At 58.2% G+C, this 13,127-nt stretch carries 9 protein-coding genes; 6 read left to right on the plus strand and 3 right to left on the minus strand.

The window, feature by feature from the left end:
* Positions 1 to 31: 31 nt before the first annotated feature.
* Positions 32 to 1,870, plus strand: a complete 1,839-nt coding sequence (locus tag FS819_RS26660; RefSeq protein ID WP_156551547.1) for a HAMP domain-containing methyl-accepting chemotaxis protein — start codon at positions 32 to 34, stop codon at positions 1,868 to 1,870.
* Between the two features lie 543 nt (positions 1,871 to 2,413).
* Here the strand turns inward: FS819_RS26660 and FS819_RS26665 are convergent.
* Together FS819_RS26665 and FS819_RS26670 are read right to left on the minus strand one after the other, a co-directional pair.
* On the minus strand, positions 2,414 to 4,660 hold the full coding sequence (locus FS819_RS26665) for a methyl-accepting chemotaxis protein (RefSeq protein WP_156551548.1): 2,247 nt from the start codon (positions 4,658 to 4,660) through the stop codon (positions 2,414 to 2,416).
* A gap of 337 nt (positions 4,661 to 4,997) precedes the next feature.
* Entirely contained in the window at positions 4,998 to 5,648 is a 651-nt protein-coding gene (locus FS819_RS26670) for a GntR family transcriptional regulator (RefSeq protein WP_156551549.1), read from the minus strand.
* A 182-nt stretch (positions 5,649 to 5,830) separates the two neighbouring features.
* Between FS819_RS26670 and FS819_RS26675 the strand changes: the two genes are divergently transcribed.
* From FS819_RS26675 to FS819_RS26695, 5 genes are all read left to right on the plus strand, one after another.
* On the plus strand, positions 5,831 to 7,153 hold the full coding sequence (locus tag FS819_RS26675) for an ABC transporter substrate-binding protein (RefSeq protein ID WP_156551550.1): 1,323 nt from the start codon (positions 5,831 to 5,833) through the stop codon (positions 7,151 to 7,153).
* 66 nt (positions 7,154 to 7,219) lie between these two features.
* Positions 7,220 to 8,140 (plus strand): carbohydrate ABC transporter permease, encoded by a 921-nt coding sequence (locus FS819_RS26680; protein ID WP_156551551.1) that lies wholly within the window; start codon positions 7,220 to 7,222, stop codon positions 8,138 to 8,140.
* Positions 8,140 to 8,994: a carbohydrate ABC transporter permease gene (locus FS819_RS26685; RefSeq protein WP_156551552.1), complete on the plus strand. Its 855-nt coding sequence runs from the start codon at positions 8,140 to 8,142 to the stop codon at positions 8,992 to 8,994. Before FS819_RS26680 ends, FS819_RS26685 begins: the two co-directional genes overlap by 1 nt.
* 50 nt (positions 8,995 to 9,044) lie before the next feature.
* A complete protein-coding gene (locus tag FS819_RS26690) occupies positions 9,045 to 10,091 on the plus strand; it encodes a mannonate dehydratase (RefSeq protein WP_156551553.1) in 1,047 nt (348 codons plus the stop codon).
* 47 nt (positions 10,092 to 10,138) lie between these two features.
* On the plus strand, positions 10,139 to 11,221 hold the full coding sequence (locus FS819_RS26695; RefSeq protein WP_156551554.1) for an ABC transporter ATP-binding protein: 1,083 nt from the start codon (positions 10,139 to 10,141) through the stop codon (positions 11,219 to 11,221).
* Between the two features lie 395 nt (positions 11,222 to 11,616).
* On the opposite strand, the gene FS819_RS26700 is transcribed toward FS819_RS26695, so the two are convergent.
* Positions 11,617 to 13,125, minus strand: coding sequence for a tripartite tricarboxylate transporter permease (locus FS819_RS26700; protein WP_156551555.1), 1,509 nt, complete (start codon positions 13,123 to 13,125; stop codon positions 11,617 to 11,619).
* Positions 13,126 to 13,127 lie beyond the last annotated feature (2 nt).

The raw sequence follows: 13,127 nt of genomic DNA on the forward strand, positions 1-13,127 counted from the left end.
ACTTCAAACCCTCCTTCAAAGGTAAATCATCATGCGACGCCCTAGTATCCTAGTCTCAGTAAGCCTCTCTCTTGTTACGATCAGCATCGTTGTCCTGGGCCTGTACGCCTTCATGGTAACGGGCATGGATCGGCTCAACGCGCGCACCGCCGACGTCGCCGACGGTTGGCTCCCGCGCAGCAAACTGTCCGCGCAAGTCAAGATCGCCCTGGACGATCTGCGGATTGTTTACGGCCAGCATGCGGTGGAAGCGAATGTCCAGCGAATGAACGAGCTGGCCAAGATATCCGCAACCCGGGAAGCCGACCTGCGCGATGCGCTGGAGGTCTACGAGAAGCGCATCTCCTCAGACGTTGAGCTCGCGGCGTTTGCGCCGATCCCTCCACTCGTGGACAGTTTCGTTCAGAAAGGCGGCTACATGCTGGAGATGTCCTCTGGCAAGTCGAAAGACCTTGCCGGATATCTTTTCGGCCACGGCATGACGGCTTTGGCAAAAGACATCAACGCGTCGCTGGACAAACTTATCGCGTTCAGCGAGGAGGGTGCCCACGCTTCGAAGACAGACGGCGTCAAGACGTTCAGATCAGTGCAGTTCGGAAGTCTGCTCGCACTTGGTATCGCGCTGACGATCCTAGCCGGTGTGACCGCATATGTTATCCGCGGCGTCGCGCGGCCAGTGAAACTCATCACGGGCTCAATGTCCCGTCTCGCTGGAGGGAATACTCAGGCAAGCGTGCCTTTCGCCGATCGGTCCGACGAAATCGGCCTGATGGCCGCCGCGGTCGAGGTTTTCCGCAAGGAGGCGATCGAGAAGACGGCGCTGGAAATCCAAGCGGATCAAGACCGCAAACATGCGGAAGCGTCACGCGAGAGGCTTACTCACGAGGCTGAAGCCGCCGCGATGGCGCGGCTTCAGCAAGCGATCTCCGGCATCGCCGATGGTCTTCACGCGATATCGCACGGCAATCTTCAGATGAGGCTGGGCAAGCCGCTGTCGCCGGAATTCGACAAGCTACGGCTCGACCTCAATGCGGCAGCCGAGCAGCTTTCGGCCACGCTGAATACGGTGAACTCCGCGGCGCATTCCATTTTGAGCCGTTCGACCGAGATCGCAGACAGCACTGCGGCCCTGTCGAACCGTACCGAAGAGCAGGCCGCGGCGCTTGTCGAGACGACTGCTTCTATCAATCAAATCGCTTCTACCATGGGGCAGTCAGTCAAGCGACTCGACGACGCACGCCTGGTCGCTAGAACCGCCAATGAAAGCGCGACGAAATCGGGCTGCATCGTGGCTGAGACCATTCAAGCGATGGAGAAGATCGAACACTCCTCCGGCCAGATTTCAAGCATCACGCAGGTCATCAACGAAATCGCGTTTCAAACGAGCCTTCTGGCACTCAACGCGGGTGTCGAAGCCGCTAGAGCGGGAGAGGCTGGAAAGGGCTTCGCCGTCGTCGCCCAGGAAGTTCGCGCGCTCGCCACGCGATCGGCCGAGGCCGCGAAGGAAATCAACGGACTCATCGAGACGTCAAGCACCCAGGTCAAAGCGGGCGTCGAACTTGTCCACAAGACCGGAGCAACCTTGGGGACGATCGTATCCCATATCTCTTCCATGAACGAGAGCATGGAGGGTATCGCATCTGCAACAGTCGAGCAGGCGACGACTCTTTCAGAAGTCACGCATGCGATCAACCAACTGGACAAATTCACGCAGCAAAACACGGCGATGGTCGAGGAAACCTCAGCCGCGAGCTTCGAGCTGGCAGCGGAAGCGAGAATACTGCAAGACCTTATGGCCGCCTTCGAGCTTCCGGATACATCCATGGCCGGCAGGCCTCTCCAACACCTGGCGCTGCAACGCGTAGCCTGATGGCGGACATCCGGCGAACAGCGATGATCATCGAGCAGGGTGACGTCTGAGGGAGACTTGCCCTACTGAAAAATCACCACCCCTAAGCAGCCAGAAGGGGTGGTGAAATCCAGGTGCGGGAGATTCGCCGACAGGAAAAGCGACCTCCTGTTCGCCAATGCCGTCGGTACTGCCCCTGCTGGTGCCCGGCACATAGCTACGACGTCTGTGTCTGCTCGCTGGAACTGCAAGCACTCGGTCGGAACGCTCGCGCCGGTCACGTGACAACAACAGGCACGGTGGCCGCTTTTGAAGCCTACCGTAATCGTCTCCATCGGAGCTGTCCGGTCTCTGTCACTTTAAAAGCGGGCGGACACCGTGCCTGTAAAGGATCCGATCCCATCGGATACAAGCAAGTCCCAGAGAAACGCCGTATTCTAGAAGCTCGCGGGGCGTGAGGCGCTGCAACCCAAGGCGACCGCTGTAACTGAGTGCCTTCTCGAATAGCTTTCGTCTGACCGACAGCAGGTGACGCCGAGAACCGAACCTGGCGTAGCAGGTGCTTCAGAATTCCTCCCAGCTGTCTACCGAGGGTTGGCGGGCGGCGGCCGACGATCTCCCAGCGAAACCGATATTCGGCTTCCCGACCACCAACCGCGGGTGGTGACCCGACGACGGAGAATGTACAGCCCTCGGGGCTGCCGGCGAGGTCTTCCGTTCTACCGAATCCGTCGAGGCAGACGAGAAGCGGAACTGTGCTACGAGCTCCTTCAGGCGGCCGGCCTCCATAGCCAGCGTTGCGCCGGCGGCGTTGGCCTCTTCCACCATCGCCGCGTTCTGCTGGGTCACCTGGTCCATCTGGTTGACTGCCGTGTTCACTTCAGCAAGTCCGACCGACTGTTCCTTCGAAGACGTGGCGATAGAGTCCATGTGCTGGTTTATCGTCACGATGTACGTCTCGATAGTCCGCAACGCGTCGCCGGTCTGTCGAACAAGATGAACACCTGTCTCGACCTCTCCTGACGAATTTCGGATTAGCTCCTTGATCTCCTTGGCAGCTTTCGCAGACCGCTGAGCGAGTTCCCGGACTTCCTGTGCAACAACTGCAAACCCGCGGCCGGCCTCGCCCGCACGGGCAGCTTCGACACCGGCGTTCAAAGCGAGGAGATTCGTCTGGAACGCGATTTCGTCGATCACACCGATGATGTTCGAAATCTGGCTCGACGACTGCTCGATCTTGCTCATCGCGTCGACCGCGTTCCCGACAACGGTGCCGGATCGCCTCGCGTTTTCGTTGGCCTGCACAGCCACCGCCCTTGCTTCTTCGGCTCGCTTGGAAGAATTCGACACGTTGACCGTTATCTCATCCAGTGCGGCGGCGGTCTCCTCGAGGGACGCCGCTTGCTGCTCCGTCCGGCGCGATAGGTCGTCGGCACTGCGGCTGATCTCCCGCGATCCGCTGTCTATGGCGGACGTGGCCTCGGAAACGGACGAAAGGGTAGCGCGCAGCTGTCCTACGGCTTGATTGAAGTCAGAGCGGAGGCTCTCGAAATCGTGGTGGAAACTCTCGGAAATCTGGAACGAGAGATCTCCCGCAGCCAGATGTCTCAGGCCTGATGCCAAACCGCTCGTGGCAAAAGCCATCGCTTCGGAGCGTTCTCTTTCTTTCTCCTCGGCCTGTAGGCGCTCTTCCTCGGTCCGGTTCCGATGGCGTTCCGCCTCGTCTTCCAGTTCGCGCGTCTTTATGGCGTTGTCTTTGAACACCTGCACGGCACGCGCCATGGCGCCGACCTCGTCGGGTCGCCCGCCACCATTGATCTCCGCTGCCAGATCGCCTTGAGACAGTCGGGTCATCGTCGAAGTGATACCGCCGATCACGGACGCGAGCGAGCGAGCGAAAACCAGAAAGCCGAGAAGAGAGAGTACGGATACGACTACTGTTCCGATGACTGTTACCCATAGGGCCTCGGATGCTTTATCGACTACAGCGGTGACGTCCGACGCGATCTGGAGAACGCCGATTGTCGTGCCCGAGAAGTTTGTCAGAGGACGGGCATCGACGATGAAATGCCTGTCTTCGATCGTCACGTCGGCCCGAACTGTTTTCCCCGCCAGAGCTTCGTTGAGACTTTCCAAGGGCAATATGTCGTTCGCTGAGGTCGAGGACTGCTTGACCAATTTTCCTTCCGCCGTGACATAGACGGCGATTTCTCCGCCGATGCGCTTGGCTACCGACGTGAAATATTCGTTCGTAAGGCTCGTTCCGGCGTCAACCACCCCTACCACGACGCCTTCCTTCAGGATCGGAGCGGAAGCGAACATGCTGACCGCTGCGCGTCCGGGCTCGATCCCCGACACGAGGCTGCCGGACTGCAGCGCTTGAACAATCGTCTTCCGACGGCCTTTCATGTCGTCGCCGAACTTGTCAGGCGCATGAATCCGAGCGACGGCTTCGCCATTTGCGTTCACCATCGTGACGACGGTGATGCCGCCGTCTTTCACGATTGAAGGCATCGCGCCGGCGTAGCGCGCAACGATGCTCTCGCGGGCGTTGCGTAATACCAGGTCCGCCATATCGGGCTCGCCAGCCAGCGCAACGGCGATGGCCGCAGCCGACTTTCGCTGAGCTGCCATATCGTTTTCAACGAAAGCGAGATCGGCGTTTGCCTCGCGTGAAAGCGTGTCTACCGTGGATGCCGACTGTCGGTACCACGCGCTTCCGCCGATCGCGACGGCAGAAAACAGCACGGCGGCAAATCCGTAGGCTGTGATCTTCACCCAAAGAGGGCTCTTTATTTCGGATTGAGACATCAGGGACCCTTCGGCTACTAAGGTTGGTCCGCCGATACTGACCGAGATCCTTAAAATATGAATTAACCTGATGGCGTCATCGCGCCGCTATGTCTCGCGGAAGACAAGCCAAAGAGCATACCCATCGAAAACGCACGTCTACAGCCCTCGATACGTACTCAAACACCTTACGACTGGCCCGGGCACGCTGCGCCTCGAATGCTTTGCGGCAGCTCACGCTTTTGACTACGGGAAAGTCCTTTCTTCAAACCTTCAGCAAACCGTTGGGCGGGGAAATGTAGAAATATATAGTGAAGCTGACGGACGTCATCCGGCCTGCATTTTCTGCAGGTAGTTGTCACCGGATGATCAACCTATGCAGAACGCCCTTGAGGTGTTTTTGCAGCGCATCTACAGCACCGTCCGCATCACGCGCTTCCAGCGCTTCCAGGACGGCCAAATGCTCCTGCATCGATTTCACGGTGTTGACTGCGTTAACAGCTTCGGGATTCAACAGACGGAGCAGATACATTTTCTGCGAGAGTCTGAAATAATTCGCGGTTATCTGTGCATTATCGAACGCGGCGATGAAGCTGCCGTGAAAATCTTGCTCTAATTTCTTCACCGGCATCGCAAAACTCGATGTTTTCGGATGATGCTGCACGAACTCAAGCATATCGTGATGCCTCGTTATCAATGCGGAAATCAGTGCATTCGGCACTGTTTTCGCCAGGCGCCGTAGACCCTCGCTCTCGAGCAGTTCCCTGAACTGAAAGGTACCGCCGACGAATTTGACGTCGGGATAGAATATGACAACGCCAAGGCGACGGCGCACCTGGACGATGCCTTCCGCCTCTAGAAGGGTTACAGCTTCGCGCAGGGGCGACAGCGAGATACCGAGAACCTCGCAGAGCTCCTCTTGCGTCAGCGTTTGTCCGAGCTTCAATTTTCCGTCGATCAGGGCGTCCATGAAAGCTACGAAGCCCGGATGTTCAATTCCTCCGTCCAATTACTCTCTCCACTATGAGGATCGTCTACATAAAGCGCGCTAACGATCGTGTCACCGGAAAACGACCGCAGCGCGTTGACAAAGCCTGGCACAAGCCGTTAAAACATATCTAGAGCGGCTTTGAATATATTTAAAGTTCTTTTATTGCGATATTAATCTGCGGGATCTTGGAGGAGGTCAACATGAATGAACGTGGAATTCTTACGCGACGGTCATTGCTGCGTGCATCCGCAGCCGTAACCGCGGCTGCTGTCATGTCCGTACGAGAAGGCGGACCGGCTTTGGCTCAAGCCAAGCTTTCCGGAAAGGTCGTATACTGGGGAGGGCTGATTTTTTCGGACGAAGCCAACAAGCTTTTGAAATCGACCGTCACGGCGTGGGGCGAGGCCAACGGAGTCGAGACCGAAGTCGTTATGATCAATCAGAACGAGACGGTCCAGAAAGTATCGGCAGCGGTCGCGTCAGGGACACTGCCTGATGCCATGGACATCAATCTCGACCTGCTCCTCCCTCTTTCGTTGCAAGGCGTGTTTCTAGCGCTTGACGATGTCTACGACGCGGTAGGCAATCAGCAAGGCGGATGGTACGAAGGTGTCGACCGAGCCGTGAGCGGCCAGGCTTTCCCCGGTGGACGAACAGGCATTCCGTTCGGCGTAAGCGGAAACCTTTTACTACGGCGCAGAGACATTCTCGAAGCCTCGGGTTACAAGTACGCTCCCAGAACCTGGGACGAACTCGCTCAGCAGGCCGCTGCTGTAAGTGGCAAGGGAGTCTACGGGCTCGGCCTCGCGCTTTCCAACGTGCCCGACGGCAACGTCCAGATAAACGTGTTGCAGTCGTTCGGTGGAAGGATCGCCGACGATGCCGGCAGGACGGTGACGATCCGCTCCGCGGAAACACGGGCCTATCTGCGGTGGATCAAGGAGAACTGGGACAAAGGTCTTTTCCCCCCGGGAAACGTGATATGGGACGGTGCCGGCGATAATCAAGCCTATCTTTCCGGACAGGCTGCCTTCATCGCCAACACGGGATCGGTCGGCATCGCCGCGAGAAATCAAGATCCAGAACTGTACGCAGGTTCGGCATTCACCCCTCTTCCCGCAGGACCGAAAGGCCTGATCTCCCCTTTCATCCCGCAGCTTCGAGCGATCCCGAAATCCAGCCAGAACGCCGGCGCGGCAAAGGCCCTTGTGCTCCACCTGTCGCAGCCTGAGTTTCTCAGGGAATACTACAAGGTGGCGATCTACGGGCCGGTGCTGAAGTCGCAGAAGGCGTTCGAGGCTTTCAATGGAGGCGACCCTATTCTCACCGCATTGCTGGAACTCGCGGAGACAGGGACCGCGCCGGCATATCCAGACGTATATAACGCAGCTTACGGCGAAATGCTGAACAACTTCGTCGTGCCGAAAATGGTACAGCGTGTCGTGATAGACAACTGGGACTTCGATAGAGCGATGGACGAGGCGCAGGGGCAAGCCGAAGGTATCTACGGCAAATACAACTAGCGAAGTCAGTCTGCCGTCCCCGAAGGCGCCCGGAGTGCATCCGGGCCGATCCAGAGGAATCTTCCGATGTCATCTACAGATAGGTCCATCCGCCGGGTCGCAAGGCCCTGGCGCATCAGCGCGCACTCGCGAGCGAACGCTTTCCCGTACATGCTCGTCGCGCCGGTCGTCCTCCTGATCGTGGGGCTCGTAGCGTATCCGTTTCTGTACGCTATATACGTGGCCTTCACAAACCGGATGGTCGGGAACGACGGTGAATGGGTCGGCCTCGCGAATTTCCGGCATTTGGCACAGACGGCCACTTTCCTAAGCGCCGCCCGCAACACGATCGTCATCGTGCTCGTGAGCGACGTCGTGAAGCTTGCGCTAGGTCTCGGACTGGCACTGTTGGTCAACCGCAACATTCCAGGGAGGGGCTTCTTCCGGGCATTCTTGATGTTGCCATGGGCAATGCCGGCATTCGTCGCCTTTCTGACCTGGCGCGTTCTGTACCAACCGATCGGCGGCGGGATAAACCTGATACTGACGGAGACCGGTATCTATCCACATATCGTCGACTGGCTCGGTCAGACCCCGACGGCGTTGCCGGCGGTCATAATGGCGTCGGTATGGCGGGGATTTCCTTTCTGGTTCGTCAGCATCCTGGCAGCGCTTCAGTCCATTCCCAAGGAACTTTACGAAGCGGCTCGGGTCGACGGCGCGAATGCCTGGCAGCGGTTTCGTGACGTGACGCTCCCCGGCATACGCCAGGTCCTTGTCATCACCACGCTACTTTCATCGATATGGACAGCGAACGGTTTCGAACATGTCTGGCTCCTTACCCAAGGCGGACCGTCCGACGGGACGATGGTGTTCCCGGTACTGGCGTACTTCGGGATGCAAACGCAAAGGATCGGAGAGGCCGCCGCGGTCTCCGTGGCGATGCTTCCCGCGATGATCGTGCTGGTCTTGATGGCAACGTTCCTGATGCAGAAGGATGACGACTGATGCAAAACTTGAACTCGCTTAGGACGGGCGCGAACGTCCGGATAGGAGCCGCCTGCACCTACCTCGCCCTCGTTCTCGCGGCCGTCTCAGTGCTCTTCCCGATCTACTGGATGGTGATAACTTCGCTGAAGCTGCCGCGTGAAATCTACCGGATGCCGTCGCTCTGGATCCACAACGCGACACTTACCAACTATAAATTGTTGTTCGGCGACGGCCAGTTCGTCGCAGCCATCTTGAACAGTCTTATCGTCTCGGTCACCGTGACAGTCATCTCAATCGCGATATCGTCCTTCGCGGCTTACTCGATGGTTCGGTTCAGGTATCGGTTCCGTGGTTTTATCGGCAAACTCATCCTGTTCGCATATCTGACCCCGACCTCGCTTCTTTTCATCCCGCTATCGATCCTCATGGCTCAGCTCAAACTGGGAAACTCGCTCTTCGGGCTGATCCTTGTGTATTTGACGTTCTCCCTCCCTCTTAGCACGTGGCTACTTCAGGGCTATTTCCGCAGCGTCCCCAGAGAGCTGGAAGAGCAGGGCCAGATCGACGGCTTGACACGACTCGGGGCGTTGATCCGCATCGTACTACCCTTGTCCGCTCCGGGGATCGCGGCCGTATCCATTTTCACATTTACAGGAGCCTGGAACGAGCTTCTGCTCGCGCTTGTCCTGATCACATCTGAAAACCAGCGCACCGCGCCGCTGGCGCTTAATTACCTGATCACGAGTGACACGCTTCCCTGGGGACCCCTCATGGCAGGGGCGGTGATCTCCTCCGTCCCCCTGATGTTCCTCTACTTCGTCGCCCAGCACTTCATGGTCCAGGGGCTCACCGCCGGGTCCGTGAAGGGCTGACCTAGCGTCTACGCCGTCTCTGATTTCCAGTATGTCTCAAAGGAATATCGATGAGTATCCGCATCGCCGTTGGCCAGTTCCACCAGCTTACAGAGGAGAAACTCCGTTTCGCAGCCCAGATCGGCGCCAGCGGGATCCAGATGAACGCGCCCCATCTCCCCGGGGAACAAAGATGGGAAGAGGCTGACGTCAGAGCGCTCGTCCAGGCAACAGAAGCCGCGGGACTAAAGTTTGAAGCCATCGAAAACGTTCCGGTGCATTTCTACAACAAGGCAATGCTCGGCATGGAGGGCCGTGACGAACAGATTGAGAACTACCGCCATACTATTCGAGCCGTCGGTCGCGCGGGGATCCCGATTCTTGGCTACCACTTCATGCCCAATTCGGTATGGCGCACGAACTGGTCGGCACCGGGCAGGGGCGGCTCGGGAAATACGGAATTCGACATGACGGTCGTCGACCAGGTCGACGATGTCGACGGGCTGAGGAAGTTTCTGCCGACGACGCTTGGTCATCAATCCGCCATGCCGCTCATCGCGAAAGGCGACACCGTGATCAGCGAGGAGCAGATGTGGCGAAATTATACATATTTCATGGAGGCGGTGCTGCCGGTCGCGGAGGAAGAGGGGGTTAGGCTCGCTCTCCACCCTGACGATCCGCCCGTTCCGATGCTGGGCGGCGTCGCGCGTCTGTTCTACAAGCCGGAAAACTTCGTCCGTGCCTACGAACTCAGCGCAAGCAGTCCATCCTGGACGCTGGACCTATGCCTTGGGTGCTGTTCCGAAATGACAGGTGGCAAGGAAGACGTCCGCAAGATGATCGAATATTTCGCGCCGAAAGGATGTATCTCCTATGTTCATTTCCGCGATGTTCAGGGCACGGTCCCGAAATTCATCGAGTGCTTTCTCGGCGAGGGAAACTTCGATCCGGCAGAGGTGATGCTGCTGCTCCACAGGAACGGCTTTGACGGGTTTCTCCTGGACGACCATGTGCCGCAGATGGACGGGGACAGCACCTGGAACCACCGCGGACGCGCCCATGCCGTCGGATACCTTCAAGGTCTGATCAAGATGGCCCAGTACCTCAAAGCAGCCTGAACGACCTCCGTACAAAAGACGCCTCTGGACTCAGTAAAGGAATTTCGATGGCCACGCTTAGCCTGAACACGGTACATAAATCCTACGGAGTGCTACCGATCATTCACGGGGTGTCAATCGACATCGCCGACGGAGAGTTCGTGACACTCGTAGGTCCTTCGGGATGCGGAAAATCGACGCTCCTGCGCATGATAGCAGGCCTAGAGACGATATCGGCCGGCGAAATACGTATCGCCGACAGATTGGTAAACGATCTCCCGCCGCGGGCGCGAGACATCGCAATGGTGTTTCAGAACTACGCCTTGTATCCCAACAAGAACGTCGCGCAGAACATGGGGTACGCGCTGAAGCTCGCGGGCCGTCCGCAGGCGGAAATCGACAGGCGAGTTTCGGACGCTGCGGATATACTCGGCTTGAAGGCGCTGTTGCAAAGACGGCCCGCCCATCTTTCGGGCGGACAGAGACAGCGGGTCGCGATGGGGCGGGCGATCGTTAGGGATCCCAAGATTTTCCTGTTCGACGAGCCTCTGTCGAATCTCGACGCCAAGCTTCGCGTCGTCATGCGAACGGAAATCAAGGAACTCCACCAAAGACTGAAAACGACGACGGTGTACGTTACACATGACCAGATCGAAGCTATGACTATGGCCGATCGCATTGTCGTCATGCGTGATGGCATCGTCGAGCAGGCAGGCCGACCGCTCGAACTCTATGATCAGCCACGTAACGTTTTCGTTGCCGGCTTCCTCGGATCGCCTTCCATGAACCTGATCGGGGGACGGATGACATCCTCCGCGGCAAAGCCCATATTCGTGACAGAAGACGGCGTGACTATACCCATGCCGTCGAGCGCACCGTCGGTAGCGCCCGGGAAGGCTATTTTTCTAGGGATTCGGCCTGAGCATCTTTCAGCGGGATCGGACGCCTGCGAACTGCCAATGAAGGTAAGGGTCGGTGTCATTGAGCCTACGGGGGCAGAGACGCTCGTCGCTGCGCGTTTCGGCGAAAGCCCAGTCGTCGCCCTCATTCGCGAAAGGATCGACCTTATCGCGGGCACAGAACTGACATTGCGAGTCGATCCGCGAAAGCTTCATTTCTTCGACGCCGAAACCGGGTTGCGGCTGAGCTGACGTCAGCCTGACGCGGGGAAGGGTGCCGTAGTTCGGATCAGTTAACGACAACCTCAACGTCATACCTTGCGCAGATAGAACCTCACTTGCCGGGATGCAAGATGATCGCCGTCGGTGGCCTCTAACATACACTTGGCCGGTCCCGTCGCGATGTGAGCGCGAAAACGGTGTCTAACGCCTGGCGCGTCGAATGTCCTCAGCACGCTGTTGCCATCCAACCCCTGCTGGAATCGACGAGGCAGGAGAACGTCGCCCTCTAAGCCCGACAGCTGTCGGGGATCCGGATCGCCGCTCTCGACGCCGGAGATGTTACGTCTCGCCGCGATAGTTGCGGGCTTGCGGGGACGTGCCACCGCAGGAACCAGCGCGATATCTCGGACGCATGTCAGCCCTGGTCAGTCCTCCTCAACGAATACTTCGTCACGCTTCGACCTTATAGATGGAAGCAAGGCCATCACGATGCAGATCAATCCAACAGCAAGCAGGCTTGCGGAGATCGGGTTCGTGACGAAAACAGTCGCGTCCCCTCGGGAAATGATCATCGCGCGTCTAAGATGCTCTTCCAGTAGCGGTCCAAGTACGAAACCGAGCAAGAGCGGTGCGGGCTCGCATCCCATGCGTATCAAGAGGAATCCGAGCAACCCCGCGACGATGATAGCGTAGACGTCGAACGGGTTGTTGTTGATCGAGTAACAGCCAATCGCCGCGAACACGACAATGGCAGGGAACAGCATCCGGTAGGGGATGGTCAGCATTTTGACCCACAAGCCGATCAGGGGCAGGTTGAGGATGACAAGCAGCAAGTTGCCGATCCACATAGAGGCGATGATACCCCAAAACAGCGCCGGCTGGCTATTGATCACGTCCGGGCCGGGCGTGATGCCCTGCAGGATAAACGCGCCGACGATCAACGCCATGACCGGATGTGCGGGAATGCCAAGGGTCAACAGGGGAATGAAGGATGTCTGGGCGGCGGCGTTGTTGGCGCTCTCCGGACCGGCAACGCCTTCGATGGCGCCATGACCGAACTCTTCCGGATGTCTCGACAGATTCTTTTCTGCGGAGTAACTCGCAAACGATGCCAGAACATGCCCCCCGCCCGGGAGCACGCCCAGAACCGAACCGATAACAGTTCCGCGCAGAACCGGACCGACGATGCGGCGGAAGTCATCCCGGCTGAGCCATAAGTTGGTCACACGCTTGACCCCCACTTCGCGCTCGTGCTCGTGCTGTAGATTCCGGAAGATTTCGGCAACGCCGAACACGCCGACGGCAATCGAAACGAAGTTCACGCCTTCGGTCAGTTCCATGCGCCCGAACGTGAAACGCTCCTGACCGGTATAGATATCCTGGCCAACGGTACCAAGGAGGAGGCCGACGACGATCATCCCGAGTGCCTTGAGAACGGAGCCATGTGCCAGAGAGATAGACACGAGCAGTCCGAGCACGATCAATGCGAAATATTCGGGCGCTCCGAATCTCAGCGCGACGGAAGCCAGTGGCGGAGCAGCGATCGCCAGGAGAAGCGTCGCCACGCACCCGGCGAAGAACGACCCGAGGGCCGCCGTTGCCAACGCCTGTCCAGCGCGGCCCTTGCGCGCCATCTGATACCCGTCGATCGCCGTGACCGCGGAGGAGCTTTCACCTGGTAGGTTGATAAGGATAGCGGTGGTAGACCCTCCGTACTGCGCGCCGTAGTAAATTCCCGACAGCATGATCAAAGACGTCACCGGCGAGAAATTAAACGTGATCGGTAGCAACATGGCAATTGTTGCGGTGGGCCCGATTCCTGGAAGTACGCCCACGAGGGTGCCAAGCAGCACGCCGACAAAGCACCATATGATATTTACAGGCGTGAGGGCGGTCTCGAACCCTAGTGCGAGATTGGAAAGCAGGTCAAACATCG

The sequence above is a fragment of the Allorhizobium sp. Av2 genome, from assembly GCF_021462805.2.
GTDB classification, from domain to species: domain Bacteria; phylum Pseudomonadota; class Alphaproteobacteria; order Rhizobiales; family Rhizobiaceae; genus Allorhizobium; species Allorhizobium vitis_G.

Bases quoted from the DNA above. Each gene is read 5' to 3' on its own strand.
- FS819_RS26665 (WP_156551548.1), bottom strand. From the start codon at position 4,660: ATGTCTCAATCCGAAATAAAGAGCCCTCTTTGGGTGAAGATCACAGCC.
- FS819_RS26695 (WP_156551554.1), top strand. From the start codon at position 10,139: ATGGCCACGCTTAGCCTGAACACGGTACATAAATCCTACGGAGTGCTA.
- FS819_RS26660 (WP_156551547.1), top strand. From the start codon at position 32: ATGCGACGCCCTAGTATCCTAGTCTCAGTAAGCCTCTCTCTTGTTACG.
- FS819_RS26690 (WP_156551553.1), top strand. From the start codon at position 9,045: ATGAGTATCCGCATCGCCGTTGGCCAGTTCCACCAGCTTACAGAGGAG.
- FS819_RS26700 (WP_156551555.1), bottom strand. From the start codon at position 13,125: ATGTTTGACCTGCTTTCCAATCTCGCACTAGGGTTCGAGACCGCCCTC.
- FS819_RS26685 (WP_156551552.1), top strand. From the start codon at position 8,140: ATGCAAAACTTGAACTCGCTTAGGACGGGCGCGAACGTCCGGATAGGA.
- FS819_RS26675 (WP_156551550.1), top strand. From the start codon at position 5,831: ATGAATGAACGTGGAATTCTTACGCGACGGTCATTGCTGCGTGCATCC.
- FS819_RS26680 (WP_156551551.1), top strand. From the start codon at position 7,220: ATGTCATCTACAGATAGGTCCATCCGCCGGGTCGCAAGGCCCTGGCGC.